Raw genomic sequence first — 18,624 nt, 5'->3', positions numbered from 1 at the left:
CTTTGACTTCCTAAGGCTAACTGTTCTTGCTGAGGCGGAGGTATGCCGCCGTGATCAAATCCATCATTGTTGCCCGTCCGTCCTCGCTGAGGCTTGCGTCAGCATAAAGAACGTTAGCAATGTCGGAAAGAGGCTGGGCCTTCTTGTGTGGTTGCTCCGCCCGCGCAACAAAAGCATCGGCACTTAGCCCGGACCAACTCACCAGCGCGGCAAGGCTATCAACATCAGGCCGCTTGCCCTGAGCAATTCTTGTCAGCGTCGAAGCGCTGACTCCGGACTGCTCGGCCACCTGTTTCCAGTTCAGACGTTTGGCCGCTCGTACGCGCCCCAAGGCAGCATGAAACTCATCAGCCCTGAATTCCGATTTCGGCATTCGATTTCACTCTTGCAATTGATGGATTCTCACTCTACATAGGACAATAATTTCACTTCTGCAATTGGAAACTCGACTTGCAAGGAGACTTAAATGTCTGAAGAGCCAAATCAGTTGCCCAAAAACCTTACGTTCATCGAAGTAGCGGATATTGACTTGAATTTTCGTCCCATTAGCATCACCGATGCCACCCCGACTGGCGAGCAGATTCTCGCGCTCTGTAACGTCTCACCCCGCAGTGACTATGTTGTGCTGCAGTGGTTGGCTTCCGGCGATATCGAAGAAGTCCGGCCGGACGAAATGGCCCGCATTTCCGGGCCGGTGCCTGCGCGCTTCATCGTTTCGAAGTCGGATCGTCTTTTCCGGTTCAAGCTCGAGGACCATTCACTCGTATGGCCGCGGGGCAAAATTGCTGAAGCGATCCTGCGCAGGCTCGGGAATATCGACGCATCTTCGATGCTCTATGTCAGGAGGAAAGACGTTTCTGACGAAGTGCTGGAGCCTGGTTCGGATCTCTCGCTCGCCGACGTCGGCGTCGAACAGGTCTATGCCAGCAGACGAACCTGGAAAATCAATGTACAGGGCGTCTTGGTCGAATTCGCGGAGCCTGAAATCACCGTGCGCCGTGCGATGCAGGAGGCGGGGTTCGATCCCGAGCAAAATTGGATCATCGTGCTGAAGACGGCTAGCGGGCGCCGTAACGTCTCGGCAGACGATCCGATCGATTTGCGCGAACCTGGCATCGAGAAACTGCGGCTCACTCCGCGGGACGTAAACAATGGCGAGCTTACTGCGGAGGGTGGCAAACGCGAATTTCAGCTCCTCAAATCAGATGAAGAGGGCCTCGCCAAGCGCCAGCTTGCCTATGAAACGATCGTCGACGGCTCAAGACGGTGGCTTTTGCTGAAAGACTATGCGCTTCCGGTTGGGTTCAATGTCGGCACGGTGACAGTCGCGGTTGAGATTCCAAGCAGCTATCCGTCGGCCGAGCTTGACATGTTCTACTGCTTTCCGGCGCTCAGCTTGACTAGCGGCCGGTCCATTGAGCAGACGCAGGTCGTTCAAGACATTCGAGGGATGCCCTTTCAGCGGTGGTCTCGCCATAGGGGCGCAACGGCCCCGTGGCGACCCATGCGAGACAGCGTGCTTACGCATCTGACGCTTGTCGACGCATCGTTGCATCGTGAGGTTGAACCGTGAGCAGTTCGTACAGCCTTTCCCTATCTGGAACCCACCATCAGCTGCTGAAGAAGCATCTGTTGGGAGATAGGAACGAGGCTGCTGCCATTCTGTTTTGTCGCGATCTCTCGCCACAGCGTGCCAAGCTTATCGTGTTTGATGTGCTGTTGATTCCAAATGAGGAATGCTCAATTCGCAGACCCGACTTCATCACCTGGCCAGGTGCACGACTTTCTGCGGCAATGGATCGGGCCGAAGACGAGGGCTGTACCTTAATCCTGATCCATTCACATCCCGGAGGCTTTCTCGAATTTTCGGTGGTCGATGACGAGAGCGATCGGTGGGCGATTGGAAGCCTGTTTGGAGGGTGGTCCGGCGAGGCGCCGGCAGCCGGCCACGGCTCAGCCATCATGGTCGCCAGCGGCCGGATACGCGCGAGGCTGTATGATCCGACCATGAGGTCAGCGCCGGTCGCTGACGTCACCGTTGTGGGAGATGACATTGTCCACTGGAGGGATAACCAGCAAGAAGGCCCGCCGGTCATGGCATTCGGCTCGGCCATGACCGAGCAACTGGCTAAGCTTCGGGCGGGAATCATTGGTGTTTCCGGAACCGGCTCGATCATCGCCGAACAGGCAGCTCGAATGGGCTTCGGCGCTTTAACGTTGATTGATTTCGACAGGATTGAGCACCGTAACTTGAACCGCATCCTGGGATCTCGCCTGAAGGACGCGGTCACCAGTGAGCTTAAGGTCAACGCCGTTTCCAGGGAAATCGGACAATACAGAGATGAAATCCAGCTGCAACTCGTTCCAGCCTCGATCATGACGCGCGAGGCCGTCCTTGCCGCGGCGCAGTGCGATATCCTGTTTTCCTGTGTCGACTCGGCCGAGGGACGCCAGATAGCCGATCTGATTGCCCAGGCCTTTGTGATCCCTTTGATCGACATGGGCGTAACCATCCCGACGCGGAGGCTGCGGGACGGCAATCCGGCGATAGCCGAAGTTATGGGCCGCATTGACTATGTGCAGCCATTTGGCTCAACGCTGGCATCGAGGCAGGTCTTTACATCAGCGTTGCTAAGAGCCGAATACTTGGCGCGGTCCGACCCTGAGGCCTATGCTCAGGAATTGAAGGAAGGCTACATCAAGGGGACCCTAGAGGAGGCCCCGTCGGTTCTACCCTTGAACATGCGCGCGGCCAGCTGCGCCATGCTCGAGTTTGTCGCCAGGATGTTTCCTTTCAGGCACGATTCCAACCGCTCGGCAGCACGCACATTGTTCGCGCTGGCAGATGGAGAGGAAGAAAGATTCTCAGAAGATAGTTTTCCAGTCGATGAATTTGGTGTCGCAGGCAGAGGGTTGACAGTCCCGCTTTTAGGTCTGCCACTCTTGGGGGAATAATGTTTAGTCAGCTTTGGCAGCGAATTAAGTCGTGGTTCGTCAGGCCCTTTCGACCGGCCGCTGAGAAACCCGCCCTAGAACCCGCGGCTCGCAAAGTGGTTTTCTACGAATCCGATGAGTTGCCGACGGAGCTACCGGAGTTCGATATTACGGTCGCGCGAGAAGGTGACCAGTTATGGGCAGCCGGCATGTTATGCCCGTGCGGTTGTAAGCGGCGCATAGAGCTGATGCTTCTTGATGAAGTGCGACCGCGTTGGAGACTGCAGCTTGATGATGGGAACCACCCCACCCTAACGCCCTCGGTCTGGTTGGCTGAGGGATGCCGCTCACATTTCTGGGTAACTGGTGGTCGAATCCGTTGGTGCCTGCCTGACGAGCAGGGCCAACTCGACACGCAGGACACATCTCAGCTATCTTCGGCGAAGTTGTGACCCGGGATTGGGGAGGTGGGACCGGAGCGGTGCCTGCAATCGATAAGAGTAGCGATTGTTTGGAACGCCGGCTTTGCGCCGCATGCAGAACCCGCTTCGCGGGAGGGTCGCCTGATTCTGAGAGGGCGCGGTATTCATAGGCCTTGAGCGGGTAGAGACCGCGATCCGATCATGGAGTTCCCTTCAACGAGAGGAACTTGCCATGGCCACCCTGTCGACCGATGCTCCGATCACACCGCTTCGCCAGCGCATGCAGCAAGACATGCTGATGCGGGGTCTGGGACCGCATACGCAGCAGGACTACGTTCGTCATGTCCGGCGCTTCGCCGCGTTCCTTGGTCGCGCTCCCGACACCGCGACGACCGAGGACATCCGACGCTTCCAGCTGTCCCAACATGAGAACGGCATGGGCCCCCCCGATCAACGGCGCCCGAAACCCTTCAGCATGTCGGACGTTGAGATCACCGGTGCCGATCTCCATGAGCTGACATCGCAGGCAGATACGCAGGATTTCCCCTGCGCCGTCAGCTGACCTTGGCGTCCCTTTCGTTCGTCTTGGCAGCGCCGAATCATACGGTCGAGCCTGTGTCCTGTTCGTGAACATCCCTAAAGCGATACCGACCAATAAATGCCATAGATCGGGGAAATTCGCGCTACACCAGAGCGGTGCGGTAAAACTTTCCGTAGCGATCGACGATTATTTTTGGTTTTATTAAAAAAGAATCGACCAAAAGGGGAGCGAGTTGGCAGACAACATTGTTTCAGTAGCAATCCATCACCTAGAGAAGAGCGATGCTGGGGCTTATCAAGTCCACGCCGGCAACGGGGCGCTCGCTGTGGGGAACACAGCTAAGCGACTGATCGACGACCTGCATCGGCTGTATGCGAGGCGGCCATCAAAGGCCTACGGCCGTTTCTCGATGGATACCGCTAATTTCCCTACATCGCTCCGACTTGGAGAATACATCGACGGGAAGTCAACTTTCGAAGAGACGACGTTGGCGCTTATGGACACGCTCGCCAAAGAAGCCGGTGGGCGTCCGGCTTCCGAGGGCGGGCACGTCTTTTTCGCGCATTTCAACCGTGACGAAATTCAGTACGTCTTGGTGGCGATCGTCAATGACAAGATCAGTGCCGCGCTCACGGAAAACGCCGACCTAGAAGACGTGAAGCATCTCGACGTAGACGGATATCGCTTCGCCGGCCGCGTCAACCTCAAAGGCTGGGCGGCGAACGAGGAGCGCTACCTCAGCTTCCTCAAGGGAAAAGGGGCCGTTTCAGAGTACTTCAAGGCGTTCTTGGGCTGCGAGACCACGGTGCTGGCCAGGGTCGAGACCACTCACATGGTCCAGGCGCTGAAGCACTTCGCCGACACCCAGCCGATGGAGCCTGCCGAACGGGCCGACTTCATGGCTCGCGCCATGAACATCTGCACACGCGATGCCAAGGCCGATAAGCCGATCAACTTCGCTACCCTCGCAAACGAACTTCACCCAGACGACCCTGAAGCGCTGATCGAATTACTCGCGGACCCTGATCGCGGCCTCAATGACGGCTTCGTCGCGGACCGTCGCGCTCTCAGAGGGCTGATCGAGTTCAAGGTGAAGACTCCCAACTGGGCGGTTGAGTTTGAGCGCAAAGCACTGCACGAGGGCAAGGTGCGCTTCGATCCCGTCGAAAACAGCATTACCCTGCTGGAGGTGCCAGACCACATCCGGCAGGAGCTGACCGAGGAGATCGAAGGTGGCTAAGGCGACGATCGCCTGGCCGGATTTGCTGGAAGTCTATCTCAACTCCGCTTGGGACGACGGCGACAACGGGCGCATCACCGTTGCCAACCAAAGCATCTTGGAGACGCTTGGGCTCATTGAAACCTCGGAGAAGGCAGCGGAAGCGGCCGATATCACGCCTTTGATCTCCCCCGATAAGGTCAAGCTGGACAGCGTCATCCCTGCTCGCATCGGCTACCCAAAGTATAGTCTCGGCTTGCTCGCCGAGACGTGGGGCGGACTGCTCAGAGCCCCGGAACGTCGAGTGGAGGAGCCATCCACCTTCTTCATAAAGTCCGACCGCTCACATTCGGGCCTCGTACCGGCTTCAGAGGCGCTCGCCAAATACAGGGCGATCCTGAAGTTTGTCGCCACTCTCAGTGGGGCCGCGCTCTTCACCGACGTCCAACATGCGAAGCTAGTCTATTTTGGGGATGGCCGCGTAGAGGTCCCGGTCCGCTACGACGCGAGCGACTTTCGGCTCGTCGACGCCGAACAGATCGAGGCGCTGGCGGCGAGACTGGAAGGCGATATCCACCGAGATCAGAGGCTCAGCATTCTCGGCGAAGCGGTCACAGCTCTCGTCGCTGGCCAATCAGCGGCGGGGCGCTTCGTCTATCTGCTGCAGAATGCGGATGAGCTTAAGAAGCGCGTCGACGAAGGATACAAACTTTTTGCGTCGAGTTTTTCGTACTCGAAGATCCGCGGCGAGATCGAGAAGAGCCAAGCCGATTATGTCAACAGGGTCCACAAGACCTTCACCGACATTCAGGGTCAGTTGTTGGGTCTACCCGTCTCCGCCGTCGTCGTGGCAACACAGATGAAAGCTACGAGCACCTGCGGTCCCGAGGCCATTGCGAACATAGCCATTCTTGGCGGAGCCTGGCTTTTCGTTGCCCTCCTGATCGCCTCGTGCGGGAATCAGTGGCTGACGCTCGGTGCCATCGGCCGCGAAATCAAGGACCAGCGTACCAAGCTCAATTCGGATTTCAGTGAAATCCGCGATATGTTCACCGGCGCTTTCGATGCCATCGAGGGACGAATCCGCTGGCATCGCGCCGTGCTGATCGTGATATCCCTTGTTGCGCTCGCCGGGGCCTGGTTCACATGGCAGGGGTATAGTATCGCGACGAAGCTGGATGCGTCGGGATGTCTCGTCCATGGCGGGATGCCCACCGCATAACCATCAGACTACTGCGGCAGCCAGTGGCCAATCGCCGCGACAATTGACCAGCCGTATCTTGGGCATTTCGAGCCGGGTGACGGTGCAGGGAGGGGACGTTGGCTCACAAGAGTTTGCAGTGTGCAGGATTTCCGGCGGGCTATTTTGCGTTGACCTCGATAGCCACCAACCGCATGGTATTGGCGCTGTCGCTGATCGCCCTCGGTCCTTGCCATCGACCGCATCAACTGACCGGCGCGTTTTGGTGGTCACTGCGGGGTGTCGTGACTTGTTCAGCCTTCTTGATGCCCAGTTGACGCCGACCCATGGCTTCAAGTCGCAAACGGCCTCTCACCTTAAAGCGAACGCGTTAAGCTGGCAGAGGCGATGACAAGATAGTTTGCCCAACGCCATTTGGGCGCCACCGTGGTCGTGCCAGTAGAACAACACGCCGGCACTTTACCCGCATGTCGAGCTCCGCGCCCTATCCCAAGTCGATGCCGAAGTACTTCCGATACACTCGAAAAAGCCGGCGGCGAAAACGGAGCCCGACTGCTTCGCCTTCCGCGTTGCAGGATTCAGCGCCGGTGCAAATAACTTCATGGAGTCGGAATCGCAACCGAAGCCGTGATTTGCCCGTCCTCTGCACCACCGCTCGCTGATTTTCACCCGAGCTTTCGATTGGCCAAACTCTCCCACAGGCCAACAGGGTTGTGCTTGTGGCCCGAAGGCGATGGCCTTGTGTATCCATATTGCGGCCGCCGAACCGCGCGGATCAATAGCAGCCTGGAGCGATACACAGCTACGCATGGACCGAAGTCTCTGCAGCAGGTCTCTCGACGAAAGTAGCCTTAACTCGTTGCCCAAAACTGCTCCGGACGCCGAGCTCAACCTGTAGCGGTCTCGAGCAGCGTCATCCGACACCTTCTGTCGCCTTTGTCGCGTCCTCTACACGGGCTTATTCCGACAATCACTTGTTTGCACCTTGTTTGGCCTCAACCTAAATAGCTGAAAAGAAACCACGAAATTTTTCTACGACCCGATCGGCTAAGTTGGCACGAGTCTTGAAACCCTTTGGTGCGAGGCGGCGAGAGCTGCCGACCGGCATTCATGTCGCGGTAGCCACGATCGATGGAACGAAGGAAGGAAAGCTACATGTCAGGTCTGCGTCAGATCGCCTTTTACGGCAAGGGCGGCATCGGCAAGTCCACCACCTCCCAGAATACACTCGCCGCCCTTGTCGACCTCGGGCAGAAGATCCTCATCGTCGGCTGCGATCCCAAAGCCGACTCCACCCGCCTGATCCTGAACTCGAAAGCGCAGGATACGGTCCTGCACCTCGCGGCACAGGAGGGTTCGGTCGAGGACCTCGAACTCCAGGACGTGCTCAAGGTCGGCTATAAAGGCATCAAGTGCGTGGAATCCGGCGGCCCCGAGCCGGGTGTCGGCTGCGCCGGCCGCGGCGTCATCACGTCGATCAATTTTCTCGAGGAGAACGGCGCCTATGACGACGTCGACTATGTCTCCTACGACGTGCTCGGGGACGTGGTGTGCGGCGGCTTCGCGATGCCGATCCGCGAGGGCAAGGCCCAGGAAATCTACATTGTCATGTCCGGCGAGATGATGGCGCTCTATGCCGCCAACAACATCGCCAAGGGCATCCTGAAATATGCCCATTCGGGCGGCGTGCGGCTCGGCGGCCTGATTTGCAACGAGCGTCAAACCGACCGCGAGCTCGACCTCGCCGAAGCACTGGCTTCCAGGCTCAATTCCAAGCTCATCCACTTCGTGCCACGCGACAACATCGTCCAGCACGCCGAACTCAGGAAGATGTCTGTGATCCAGTATGCGCCGGACTCCAAGCAGGCGGGGGAATACCGGGCGCTGGCCGAGAAGATCCATGCCAATTCGGGCCTGGGCACCATCCCGACCCCGATCACCATGGAGGAGCTTGAGGACATGCTGCTCGACTTCGGCATCATGAAGACCGACGAGCAGATGCTTGCCGAGCTTCAGGCCAAGGAAGCGGCTAAGGCGGCCGCCCAGTAACCAGCGCTGACGACATGAGGCGCGGCCTTGACCTGGCCCGCCTTTCAAAGAATGGCGCCTCGTCGGTGAGGCGTCACCTGAAGCTTGAAAGGGGTCCCATGAGCCTGGATTACGAGAATGACGGCGCTCTCCATGCGAAGCTTATCGAGGAGGTGCTGTCGCAATATCCCGACAAGGCGGCGAAGCGCCGCAAAAAGCACCTCAGCGTCGCAAAGAGCGGGGACGAGGCTAGCGAGGAAGGCGATGTCCTTTCCGAATGCGATGTCAAATCCAACATCAAGTCCATTCCGGGCGTGATGACGATTCGCGGCTGCGCCTATGCCGGCTCAAAGGGCGTGGTGTGGGGTCCGGTCAAGGATATGGTCCATATCTCGCACGGCCCGGTCGGCTGCGGACAATATTCCTGGTCGCAGCGCCGCAACTACTACGTCGGCACGACGGGCATCGACACGTTCGGGACAATGCAGTGCACCTCCGATTTCCAGGAGAAGGACATTGTTTTCGGCGGCGACAAGAAGCTGGAACAGATCATCGACGAGATTGAGGAACTGTTTCCGCTGAACAATGGCATCACCGTGCAATCCGAATGCCCGATCGGCCTGATTGGCGACGACACCGAAGCAGTTTCCCGTAAGAAGGCCAAGGAGCACGAAAAGACGATCGTGCCGGTGCGCTGCGAGGGTTTCCGCGGCGTCTCGCAATCACTCGGCCATCACATCGCCAACGACTCGATCCGCGACTGGGTCTTCGAGAAGAAGGACGTGGAGTTCGAGGCCGGCCCGTACGACGTCAACGTGATCGGTGACTACAATATTGGCGGCGACGCCTGGGCCTCGCGGATCCTGCTCGAGGAGATAGGGCTGCGCGTGGTCGGCAACTGGTCGGGCGACGCGACACTCGCCGAGATAGAGCGCGCGCCGAAGGCCAAGCTCAATCTCATCCATTGCTACAGGTCGATGAACTACATCTGCCGGCACATGGAGGAAAAGTATGGCGTCGCCTGGATGGAGTACAATTTCTTCGGCCCCTCCCAGATCGAAGCCTCTCTGCGCAAGATAGCCAAGCATTTTGGGCCCGAAATCCAGGAGAAGACTGAGAAGGTCATCACCAAGTACAGACCGCTCGTCGATGCAGTCATTGCCAAGTACCGGCCGCGCCTCGAAGGAAATACCGTGATGCTCTATGTCGGTGGCCTGCGCCCCCGTCACGTCATCACCGCCTACGAGGACCTCGGCATGGTGATCGTCGGCACTGGCTATGAGTTTGCTCACAACGACGACTATCAGCGCACGGGCCATTACGTGAAGAATGGCACGCTGATCTATGATGACGTGACCGGTTACGAGTTGGAGAAGTTCATCGAGGGGGTTCGCCCTAATCTCGTCGGCTCGGGCATCAAGGAAAAATACCCGGTGCAGAAGATGGGCATACCGTTCCGTCAGATGCACTCCTGGGATTATTCAGGACCGTATCACGGCTATGACGGTTTTGCCATCTTCGCCCGCGACGTGGACCTTGCCATCAACAACCCGGTCTGGGGCCTATACCAGGCCCCCTGGAAAACAAGCCCGAGCCGTGGGCGAGCGATGGCTGCCGAGTAAACACCTGACCTTAGCCTAGTCTCCCCAGGGAGACGACGAACGCCCGCGACCGCGTGCTCCGCGGGAGACCTGAAACGTCTCGACGTCCCTGAGCTGCCGTATGGCGCGGCCAGATGAAAGAGGTAACCACACATGCCGCAGTCGGCTGAAAAAGTTCTCGACCACGCCCCCCTGTTCCGTGAGCCGGAATACAGGGAGATGCTTGCCGAGAAGAAGCTGAATTTCGAATGTCCGCACACCGATCAGATCGTTACCGATCAACGCGAATTCACCAAAACGTGGCAATACCGCGAAAAGAACCTCGCCCGCGAAGCGCTCGTCGTGAACCCTGCCAAGGCCTGCCAGCCTCTCGGCGCGGTCTTCGCTGCCGCGGGCTTCGAGCGAACCATGTCCTTCGTCCACGGCAGCCAGGGCTGCGTGGCCTATTACCGCTCGCACCTATCGCGCCATTTCAAGGAGCCTGCTTCGGCTGTTTCCTCCTCGATGACCGAGGATGCGGCAGTGTTCGGCGGCCTGAAGAACATGGTCGATGGGCTCGCCAACACCTACCAACTCTACGACCCGAAGATGATCGCTGTCTCGACCACTTGTATGGCGGAGGTCATTGGCGACGACCTGCACAGCTTCATCGAGAACGCCAAGGACGAAAACTCGGTCCCGCGCGACTTCGACGTGCCCTTTGCCCACACGCCGGCCTTCGTCGGCAGCCATGTCGACGGCTATGACGGCATGGTCAAGGGCATTCTGGAGCACTTCTGGAAAGGCCAGGAGCGCACGCAAGCCAGGGGAACCATCAATATCATTCCGGGTTTCGACGGCTTCTGCGTCGGCAACAACCGGGAACTCAAACGCCTGCTCGATCTGATGGGCGTGTCCTACACTTTCATCCAGGACGCCTCTGACCAGTTCGACACGCCGTCGGACGGCGAATACCGCATGTATGACGGCGGTACGAAGATCGAAGACGTGAAGCAGGCACTCAACGCCGAGGCGACACTTTCGCTGCAGTACTACAACACCCGAAAAACGCTGGAATATTGCGACCAAGTCGGGCAGGCGACGGCCTCGTTCCATTACCCGCTCGGCGTCCAGGCGACCGACGAATTCCTGATGAAGGTCTCGGCGATCTCCGGCAAGGAAATCCCCGAGACAATTCGCCTGGAGCGCGGCCGACTGATTGACGCCATGGCGGACAGCCAGTCCTGGCTGCATGGCAAGAAATACGCGATCTATGGGGATCCGGACTTCGTCTACGCCATGGCCCGCTTCGTCATGGAGACCGGCGGCGAGCCGACCCATTGCCTCGCCACCAACGGCAGCTCGGCATGGGAAGCCGAGATGAAGGAACTGCTTGCATCCTCGCCCTTCGGAAAGGATGCTCAGGTCTGGGCGGGCAAGGACCTGTGGGCGATGCGCTCGCTGCTCTTCACCGAGCCGGTGGACCTGCTAATCGGCAATTCCTATGGTAAGTATCTGGAGCGCGACACCGGCACGCCGCTGATCCGGCTGATGTTTCCGATCTTCGACCGGCACCATCACCATCGCTTTCCGCTCATGGGCTACCAAGGCGGGCTGCGCGTCCTGACGACGATCCTCGACAAGATCTTCGACAAGCTCGATCGCGAGACGAGCGAGACGGGCGTGACGGACTATTCTTATGACCTCACCCGCTAGCAGCGGCGGCCGGCTTTTCGCCGACGCCATCCGTCCCCCAATGGTCTTTGGAGACCGACGTAATGTCCTCGCTCAGTGCCAAAATCCAGGATGTCTTCAACGAGCCCGCCTGCGATAAGAACCGCGGCAAGGATGCCAAGGCGCGCAAAGAGGGCTGCTCGAAGCCGCTGACGCCGGGGGCGGCGGCCGGCGGCTGCGCCTTTGATGGCGCCAAGATCGTGCTGCAGCCGATCACCGACGTCGCGCACCTGGTCCATGCGCCGCTCGCCTGCGAGGGCAATTCCTGGGACAACCGCGGCGCAGCTTCGTCCGGGGCAACGCTGTGGCGCACAAGCTTCACGACCGATCTCAGCGAACTCGACGTGGTGATGGGGCAGGGCGAGCGGAAGCTTTTCAAGGCGATCCGCGAGATCAAGAAAGCATATGCGCCGCCAGCGATCTTCGTCTATTCGACCTGCGTGACGGCGCTGATCGGCGACGACATCGAGGCAGTCTGCAAGCGCGCGGCCGAAAAATTCGGCTTGGCCGTGGTGCCGGTCAATTCGCCTGGCTTGGCCGGCTCCAAGAACCTCGGCAACAAGCTCGCCAGCGAGGCGTTGCTCGACCATGTCATCGGCACGGTGGAACCCGACGACGCCGGGCCCCACGACGTCAACATCCTTGGCGAATTCAACCTCTCCGGCGAGTTCTGGCTGGTGAAGCCGCTCCTTGATCGGCTCGGGATCCGGGTGCGCGCCTGCATGCCGGGCGATGCGCGCTACCTCGACGTTGCCTCCGCGCACCGCGCCCGGGCGGCTATGATGGTGTGCTCGACCGCGCTCATCAATCTGGCCCGCAAGATGGAGGAGCGCTGGGACATCCCGTTCTTCGAGGGCTCCTTCTACGGCATCACCGACACCTCGGAAGCACTCCGGAACATAGCTGAGCTGCTCGTGAAGAAGGGTGCCGATCCGGAGATCCTCGACCGCACAGAGACGCTGATCGCAGAGGAGGAGGCGATTGCGTGGAAGAAGCTCGATGCTTACAGGCGGCGGCTCCAAGGCAAGCGCGTGCTGCTCAACACAGGCGGTGTCAAGTCCTGGTCGGTCGTCCACGCGCTGATGGAGATCGGCATGGAGATCGTCGGCACCTCAGTCAAGAAATCCACAGTCGAAGACAAGGAGCGCATCAAACAGCTCCTCAAGGACGACAACCACATGTTCGAGCAGATGGCACCGCGCGAGCTTTACGCCATGCTCTCAGAACACAAGGCCGACATCATGCTGTCGGGCGGGCGCACGCAATTCATCGCGCTGAAGGCCAAGACACCCTGGCTCGACATCAACCAGGAGCGCCAACATCCTTATGCCGGCTATGACGGCATGGTGGAACTCGTACGCCAGATCGACCTTGCCATTCACAACCCGATCTGGCGCCAGGTACGCGAGCCGGCACCGTGGGATTGCCAGTCTGCCATGAAGGACGAACCGCCGAGCACAACGAGCGAGACAGCGACCGTGCACGCTTTGAAGAAATTCGCCGGCATGACGGCCGACGACTTCGGCGAGTGTTGAGGAAAGCCGATGGCGCGCATCCTTCCCCAGACCAAATCATCGGCGGTCAATCCGCTGAAATCCTCGCAACCGCTGGGCGCTGCCTTCGCCTTTCTTGGGGTCGACGGTGCGATGCCGCTGTTCCACGGCAGCCAAGGCTGCACCAGCTTCGCGCTCGTGCTCTTCGTGCGGCATTTCAAGGAAGCGATCCCCCTGCAGACAACGGCGATGGACGAAGTGACGACGATCCTCGGCGGGGCGGACAATCTGGAAGAGGCGATCCTCAACCTCAAGGTCCGCACAAAGCCAAAGCTGATCGGGATCTGCACGACCGCACTCGTGGAAACCCGTGGCGAAGATTGCGCAAGAGACATCGCCGACATCAAGCTGAAGCGTGCGGAAGAAATCGCGGGTACGGAGATCGTGCTGGCCAACACGCCGGATTTCGACGGCGCGATCGAACAGGGCTGGGCCAAGGCTGTCACCGCGATGATCGAAGGCATTACACGCCCTGGCGAGCAGGTGCGGCAGTCGAAGAAGATCGCAATCCTGCCCGGCTGGAACCTCACCGTGGCTGACATCGAGCATTTGCGTGAGATGGTTGAAAGCTTTGGGCTTGAGCCCGTGATAGTGCCGGACCTCTCCGGCTCGCTCGACGGTACTGTGCCCGACCGCTGGGTCACGACCACTTATGGCGGCACCAGCGTCGAAGATATCCGCGAGCTTGGCACGGCCGAGCACTGCGTCGCCATCGGCGAGCATATGCGCCGCCCCGCCGAGGTGCTGCAGAAATTGACCGGCGTGCCTTACGTGCTTTTCCAGTCGCTGACCGGATTGAAGAGCGCCGATCGGTTCGTCTCGCTGCTGTCCGAGATTTCGGGTGCGTCGGTGCCGGCCGGGGTGCGCCGGCGCCGGGCGCAATTGCAGGATGCGTTGCTCGACGGACATTTCCATTTCGGAGGCAAGAAAATTGCGATTGCTGCTGAACCAGACCAACTCTACCAACTCGCGACGTTCTTCACCGGCATGGGCTCCGAAATCGCGGCGGCCGTCGCCACGACCGATATGTCGAAAATTCTGGAAAAAGTACCGGCGGAGTCGGTTCAGATCGGTGATCTCGGCGATCTGGAGACTCTTGCGGCGAGCGCCGATCTTCTCGTCACTCATTCCCACGGCCGCCAAGCGGCGCAGCGCCTTGGCATTCCGCTCATGCGCGTCGGCTTCCCGACCTTCGACCGGCTTGGCAGCCAGCACAAGCTCACAATCCTCTATCAGGGCACCCGCGACCTGGTCTTCGAGGTTGCCAACATTTTCCAGGCTTACCGGCAGGCGCCGACACCTGAAGAACTTGATCCCCTCCGCAAGCGAGAAACCCCAGATGGGCCCCGTTCGTCGCCTCTCACTCGTCACTGACGAGGTTCACGCACCGATGCCGGAAAGACGAGCAGGCGTATTGCGCGTAGCCATCGCCACGCAGGACATGAAGGACCTCAATGCCCATTTCGGGTCGGCCAGACGCTTCGCTGTCTACGACATGACGCGCGAGGAGTGGCATCTCGTGGAAGCCTTGGCCTTCGATGACGTTTCCGATGAGAACGGGAAGCATCGGATCGAGGGCGATGACCGCATCACGCCGAAGGTCGAGGCGCTAAAGGGCTGCCATCTCCTGTTTTGTCTGGCGATCGGCGGACCTTCGGCGGCCAAGGTTGTTTCGGCAAAAATCCACCCGATCAAGGTGCAGCAGCCCCAAACCATCCAGGAGGTGCTGTTGCGTACGCAGATGATGCTCAGGACATGTCCTCCGCCCTGGCTGCGCAAAGTGCTGGCAGAGGCAGGCGTCGCCGAAAAGAAACCGTCCTTCGACGACGAGGACTGAAATTGGGGAGAAGGCGAAATGTCAGATGCCGCGGCTAGCGCTGCTGTCACCGAGGACGAGGCGGCCCTTGCCACCCCGTTCGTCAAATGCCTCGTGCGGCTGATCCGTGCTCAGGATTCCTACGGATCATGGGAAGGCAAAGCTGACGCCGAGCTGCTGGCCGACTTCATTATCACCAAGCAACAGCGCCGTGCGATCCCGATCATCGGCGATCCCGATCCGGACGTGCTGTGGAGGCTCGACATGTTTTACACCGCCGTCGGGCTTGCGATCGAGGAGCGCTCCGGCCTCATGGCATCGCCGATGATGGAGATGAGCCATGAGGGCTTCGGGCGCGTGCTGTTCACGTCCGGGCGGTTGGTCGTTCTGTCGAAGACCCTGCGCGATGTCCACCGGTTCGGCTTCGAGACATACCGGAAACTCGCCGAGGCCGGTACGAGACTGGTCGACGATGCGCTCGCAGCCATCGAAGCCTACCCCGACATGGCACGGGCGTAATGAAACCGATTTTCGAGCAAGGGGATCATGTCAGGCCTTGAGGAGCTGCAAGGGCCAGCCCACGCAGCCCACCCGGTCCAGGCAGATGCGGTTCTTGGGGTAGCGCTGATGAAGCCACTCGTCCTCATCTGTTCGCAAGATGTCGAGTTCTATCTGTTCCTCAGCCACATACTGGAGGTGGACGGCTTCGCCAGTCAGCCGGCAGGCGGCGCGAAGGAAGCGCTTTCATTGACCGACGAACGGGAATTCCAGGCCGTGGTGCTGGACTGTGGGCCAGCAAGGATAACCGGGTCCGCAATCTGCGCCCGGCTCAAGCAGGAGCCGCGGACCGGTGGCCTGCCCGTTATCGCCTTGATCGCGCCCGGCGCCGAGAGCCAGCACCTCGATCTTTTGAAGGCAGGCATCGACGAGAGCTTTGTGCGGCCGATCGCGCCGGCCAAGCTGCTCGACTGCCTACGCACGAAGCTGGCGCTGACGAAGCGGGGTTCGAATGGGGTTGAAAACGGCGGCTGGCTCTCCTGTGGCGACCTTGAAATGAGGGTCGACGCCCACCGGGTTCGTGGCAATGGCCACGACATCCATCTGGGACCAATCGAGTTCAACATGCTGCGGCATTTTCTTGAGGCTCCCGGCAAGGTCTTCAGCCGGGACGATCTGATCGCCGCAGCCTGGCCGAACAATATCCATATCGGACCACGCACCGTCGACGTCCATATCAGCCGGATCAGAAAGGCACTGAAGACGGCCTCGCCCGGCAGCGTCATTCGCACCGTCAGATCGGCCGGCTACTCGCTCGACAGGCCGGACGGCTAAAGAGCGAACCGTTGGCCCTGAGCACGACGGAGAGGAGGAGTGGCACAACTCTTGCGGCTTCGAAACGCGCCTACAGGTGCGACATACTCAGAGAGAAGCAGGTCAGATGGGTTTTAAAAGCGTGCTCTGTGTGACGGGTTCTAACCACTCCGATAAGGACGTCAAAACAGTTGCCGGGTTGTGTGCCGAGGTCGGCGCGTATCTTTCCGTATTGATTATGTCGCCTCCGCCGCTCGTTATGCCGTCTCCGTCGCTGGGCGATGGCATCCCCGAGTGGCCTACACAACGCGCACACGCCATTGCCAGACTGGACAAACGGTATAGGCAGATCGAGAGATTTTCGGAGGACATGGCCAGACTGGAAAAAACATCCAGGGAAATCCAGAAACTGCTGAGAGGCATGTGGCTTTGCTCTGACGTCGATACAGACTACTGCGATGAGGCCGACGTTGGCGACGCGGTGCGACAGCGGGCGCACTGCAACGACCTGACAATCGTCGGCCCCGCACTTCTCAATGACAATAATCTCGGACCTCTTGTTATCAACGGCAGCTTGTTCGACACGGGAAAGCCAGTGCTTGTCGTACCAAAGGGCGCTGAGGCGACACTGTCGCCGCGGCGCGTGCTGGTCGGCTGGGATTCGCGAGTCGAGGCGTCCCGTGCGGTTCGGGAAGCGCTGGATCTGCTATCCCGTGCTGAGGAAGTTCGTGTCACACTGGTCGATCCCAAGGCGACTTGCAACGGGAACGGCGCCGATCCGGGAGCTGATATCGCTGCCTATCTTACTCGGCACGGTGCTCAGGTGTCGGTTGATCGGCTGCCGAGCGCCGGTAAACCGGTGGCAACGGTGCTCGCGCAGCACGCAATCGACAGGTCCGCAGACATGATCGTCATGGGCGCGTATGGCAGCCGCCGGCTGCGTGAGCGGCTCTTCGGCGGTGTCACGAGATGGATAGTTGGGAAACCGCCATTGCCGCTGCTTTTGGCTCGCTGACTGGTTCCAGGGAGCACCGAGCTGTTCGAAGCTCTACTCTCCTGGGTCACCTATCCTGATGCCAATTCGAAGAAAGGTCGCGGCAAACGCGCGAAATTTCGCGAAGCTCCTCGCAGCCAATCGGCGCGTGCCCGAGATCATCCCGGACCTCTCTAGCGCGCTGTCGGGGGTTCCGCTCGGTCCGAGATGATTCCGCAACGCGGAGACCGGCCGCGCAGAGGTACAGGCGCTCTTCAATGCAGTCAAAAAACCAGGGTTTCGCAGGGCGGCGTCAGGCCGAGAAGGAGAGTCGTTTCGGCGCGGCAGCTCGAGTTCGGACCTGTAGCGGCATTCGCATGCGCGCGATCAGATCTCTTGCTCACGGCAGCTGGTGCTGAACAACGCCATGACCTTGCCGTGGCCGGGGCCCTCAACGAAGAGTCGGGACGGTCTTGCTCTTGGCCGTAGTCGGCCGGAATCGATGGCATCCATCACGTTATCATCGCCTGGGACGGTAGCAGTAGCGGCGAAGGACAGCAGCATCCTCAGCGTTTTCAGTCGGCCCGGCCGAGCCGCGTGGCGACCGGGCGGGCGGTCTTTGGGCTGGTCAATTCCGACACCGCTCACATTCGCACCAGGCGTCCCTGTAGCGCCTGAGCACAGGGGACACAGAAGATAACGACACAAAGCAGTAAGTGCGGAGAGTTCCCCGGGCGGCAGATGCCGGCACTCTTCCTGGCCTTTTTCGTCATTATCATCGTCAATCTGACGATGGCGGCATTCGCGAGCCGCAGCTGGCCCGGCTTCGTCGAAGCACTCCTATGTCGCCAGCAAAATTCAACGGCCCGTAAGAGGGCAGGGCACAGGCTCGGATGGAGCGGCCCCTCGCAATCGCAAATGGTGAGATCCTCTGCCGCCTCAGGGACCAGAACGGCAAGAAACTCACGACAGGTGGCGTCAAGCGGACATCGATGACGAGCCTGGCGGTACAACGCAGTCATAATGTCCATCTGCTCGTCCCTCAGCCCGAATACATGTTCAGTCGTCCGTGGCCACGCTTTTTTTGGCGACGGGAGGCGCGTGATGCATGTCCAAAACCTGACAGAGGGAGAAAACATGTCGGGTTCAATACAACCGGCCGTCTTGGGCAGGTGGAGATTTTTCAAAGCCTAATCATGCGCATATCGCGCGTAGACCGCGCTGGCACGGCCTTTGCGAATTGAGATGCGACAACACTGAATGAAGGCTGATTGCATGCAGACCGCGCGAGACGAGCGATGTTCTCCTTTCC

16 protein-coding genes are annotated in these 18,624 nt (G+C 59.6%); 15 read left to right on the top strand and 1 reads right to left on the bottom strand.

Annotation, left to right across the window (positions count from 1 at the left end; genetic code table 11):
- Positions 1 to 16 precede the first annotated feature (16 nt).
- The gene (locus DH10_RS17485; protein WP_192385109.1) at positions 17 to 373 is read right to left on the bottom strand and encodes a helix-turn-helix domain-containing protein; all 357 of its coding nucleotides are present in this window, start codon (positions 371 to 373) and stop codon (positions 17 to 19) included.
- 93 nt (positions 374 to 466) lie between these two features.
- Between DH10_RS17485 and DH10_RS17480 the strand changes: the two genes are divergently transcribed.
- From DH10_RS17480 to DH10_RS17415, 15 genes are all read left to right on the top strand, one after another.
- Positions 467 to 1,573: a multiubiquitin domain-containing protein gene (locus tag DH10_RS17480; protein ID WP_192385108.1), complete on the top strand. Its 1,107-nt coding sequence runs from the start codon at positions 467 to 469 to the stop codon at positions 1,571 to 1,573.
- Positions 1,570 to 2,955, top strand: a complete 1,386-nt coding sequence (locus DH10_RS17475) for a ThiF family adenylyltransferase (protein WP_192385107.1) — start codon at positions 1,570 to 1,572, stop codon at positions 2,953 to 2,955. Before DH10_RS17480 ends, DH10_RS17475 begins: the two co-directional genes overlap by 4 nt.
- Positions 2,955 to 3,386, top strand: a complete 432-nt coding sequence (locus tag DH10_RS37640) for a ubiquitination-like system serine protease family protein (protein ID WP_281423844.1) — start codon at positions 2,955 to 2,957, stop codon at positions 3,384 to 3,386. Before DH10_RS17475 ends, DH10_RS37640 begins: the two co-directional genes overlap by 1 nt.
- A gap of 202 nt (positions 3,387 to 3,588) precedes the next feature.
- A complete protein-coding gene (locus DH10_RS37025) occupies positions 3,589 to 3,918 on the top strand; it encodes a phage integrase N-terminal SAM-like domain-containing protein (RefSeq protein ID WP_246811581.1) in 330 nt (109 codons plus the stop codon).
- Positions 3,919 to 4,129: 211 nt separating this feature from the next.
- The gene (locus tag DH10_RS17465) at positions 4,130 to 5,137 is read left to right on the top strand and encodes a nucleoid-associated protein (protein ID WP_192385106.1); all 1,008 of its coding nucleotides are present in this window, start codon (positions 4,130 to 4,132) and stop codon (positions 5,135 to 5,137) included.
- On the top strand, positions 5,130 to 6,338 hold the full coding sequence (locus DH10_RS17460) for a hypothetical protein (RefSeq protein ID WP_192385105.1): 1,209 nt from the start codon (positions 5,130 to 5,132) through the stop codon (positions 6,336 to 6,338). The genes DH10_RS17465 and DH10_RS17460 overlap by 8 nt, the downstream gene beginning before the upstream one ends.
- 1,134 nt (positions 6,339 to 7,472) lie before the next feature.
- The gene (gene nifH, locus DH10_RS17455; protein ID WP_192385104.1) at positions 7,473 to 8,366 is read left to right on the top strand and encodes a nitrogenase iron protein; all 894 of its coding nucleotides are present in this window, start codon (positions 7,473 to 7,475) and stop codon (positions 8,364 to 8,366) included.
- Positions 8,367 to 8,464: 98 nt separating this feature from the next.
- Positions 8,465 to 9,967 carry a nitrogenase molybdenum-iron protein alpha chain gene (gene nifD / locus DH10_RS17450; protein WP_192385103.1) on the top strand — a complete coding sequence of 501 codons (1,503 nt, stop codon included), beginning with the start codon at positions 8,465 to 8,467 and terminating at the stop codon, positions 9,965 to 9,967.
- Positions 9,968 to 10,099: 132 nt separating this feature from the next.
- Positions 10,100 to 11,641, top strand: a complete 1,542-nt coding sequence (gene nifK, locus DH10_RS17445) for a nitrogenase molybdenum-iron protein subunit beta (protein ID WP_192385102.1) — start codon at positions 10,100 to 10,102, stop codon at positions 11,639 to 11,641.
- Positions 11,642 to 11,703: 62 nt separating this feature from the next.
- A complete protein-coding gene (gene nifE, locus DH10_RS17440) occupies positions 11,704 to 13,194 on the top strand; it encodes a nitrogenase iron-molybdenum cofactor biosynthesis protein NifE (protein ID WP_192385101.1) in 1,491 nt (496 codons plus the stop codon).
- 9 nt (positions 13,195 to 13,203) lie between these two features.
- A complete protein-coding gene (nifN, locus tag DH10_RS17435; protein WP_192385100.1) occupies positions 13,204 to 14,586 on the top strand; it encodes a nitrogenase iron-molybdenum cofactor biosynthesis protein NifN in 1,383 nt (460 codons plus the stop codon).
- Positions 14,552 to 15,049, top strand: coding sequence for a nitrogen fixation protein NifX (nifX, locus tag DH10_RS17430; protein ID WP_192385099.1), 498 nt, complete (start codon positions 14,552 to 14,554; stop codon positions 15,047 to 15,049). Before nifN ends, nifX begins: the two co-directional genes overlap by 35 nt.
- Positions 15,050 to 15,067: 18 nt before the next feature.
- Positions 15,068 to 15,547, top strand: coding sequence for a NifX-associated nitrogen fixation protein (locus DH10_RS17425; protein ID WP_192385098.1), 480 nt, complete (start codon positions 15,068 to 15,070; stop codon positions 15,545 to 15,547).
- A gap of 27 nt (positions 15,548 to 15,574) precedes the next feature.
- Positions 15,575 to 16,360: a response regulator transcription factor gene (locus tag DH10_RS17420; protein WP_192385097.1), complete on the top strand. Its 786-nt coding sequence runs from the start codon at positions 15,575 to 15,577 to the stop codon at positions 16,358 to 16,360.
- A gap of 106 nt (positions 16,361 to 16,466) precedes the next feature.
- Positions 16,467 to 17,354: a universal stress protein gene (locus tag DH10_RS17415; RefSeq protein ID WP_192385096.1), complete on the top strand. Its 888-nt coding sequence runs from the start codon at positions 16,467 to 16,469 to the stop codon at positions 17,352 to 17,354.
- Positions 17,355 to 18,624: the final 1,270 nt, after the last annotated feature.

The sequence above is a fragment of the Mesorhizobium silamurunense genome, assembly GCF_014843825.1.
Taxonomy (GTDB): Bacteria; Pseudomonadota; Alphaproteobacteria; order Rhizobiales; family Rhizobiaceae; genus Mesorhizobium; species Mesorhizobium silamurunense.
The sequence above is the reverse complement of the archived record's forward strand: the minus strand, read 5'-3'. Positions and strand labels throughout refer to the sequence as shown.

Excerpts from the sequence above, each read along its gene's own strand:
- DH10_RS17485 (WP_192385109.1), bottom strand. The coding sequence starts at position 373 with ATGCCGAAATCGGAATTCAGGGCTGATGAGTTTCATGCTGCCTTGGGG.
- DH10_RS17480 (WP_192385108.1), top strand. The coding sequence starts at position 467 with ATGTCTGAAGAGCCAAATCAGTTGCCCAAAAACCTTACGTTCATCGAA.
- DH10_RS37640 (WP_281423844.1), top strand. The coding sequence starts at position 2,955 with ATGTTTAGTCAGCTTTGGCAGCGAATTAAGTCGTGGTTCGTCAGGCCC.
- DH10_RS37025 (WP_246811581.1), top strand. The coding sequence starts at position 3,589 with ATGGCCACCCTGTCGACCGATGCTCCGATCACACCGCTTCGCCAGCGC.
- nifH (WP_192385104.1), top strand. The coding sequence starts at position 7,473 with ATGTCAGGTCTGCGTCAGATCGCCTTTTACGGCAAGGGCGGCATCGGC.
- nifD (WP_192385103.1), top strand. The coding sequence starts at position 8,465 with ATGAGCCTGGATTACGAGAATGACGGCGCTCTCCATGCGAAGCTTATC.
- nifK (WP_192385102.1), top strand. The coding sequence starts at position 10,100 with ATGCCGCAGTCGGCTGAAAAAGTTCTCGACCACGCCCCCCTGTTCCGT.
- nifE (WP_192385101.1), top strand. The coding sequence starts at position 11,704 with ATGTCCTCGCTCAGTGCCAAAATCCAGGATGTCTTCAACGAGCCCGCC.
- nifN (WP_192385100.1), top strand. The coding sequence starts at position 13,204 with ATGGCGCGCATCCTTCCCCAGACCAAATCATCGGCGGTCAATCCGCTG.
- nifX (WP_192385099.1), top strand. The coding sequence starts at position 14,552 with ATGGGCCCCGTTCGTCGCCTCTCACTCGTCACTGACGAGGTTCACGCA.
- DH10_RS17425 (WP_192385098.1), top strand. The coding sequence starts at position 15,068 with ATGTCAGATGCCGCGGCTAGCGCTGCTGTCACCGAGGACGAGGCGGCC.
- DH10_RS17420 (WP_192385097.1), top strand. The coding sequence starts at position 15,575 with ATGTCAGGCCTTGAGGAGCTGCAAGGGCCAGCCCACGCAGCCCACCCG.
- DH10_RS17415 (WP_192385096.1), top strand. The coding sequence starts at position 16,467 with ATGGGTTTTAAAAGCGTGCTCTGTGTGACGGGTTCTAACCACTCCGAT.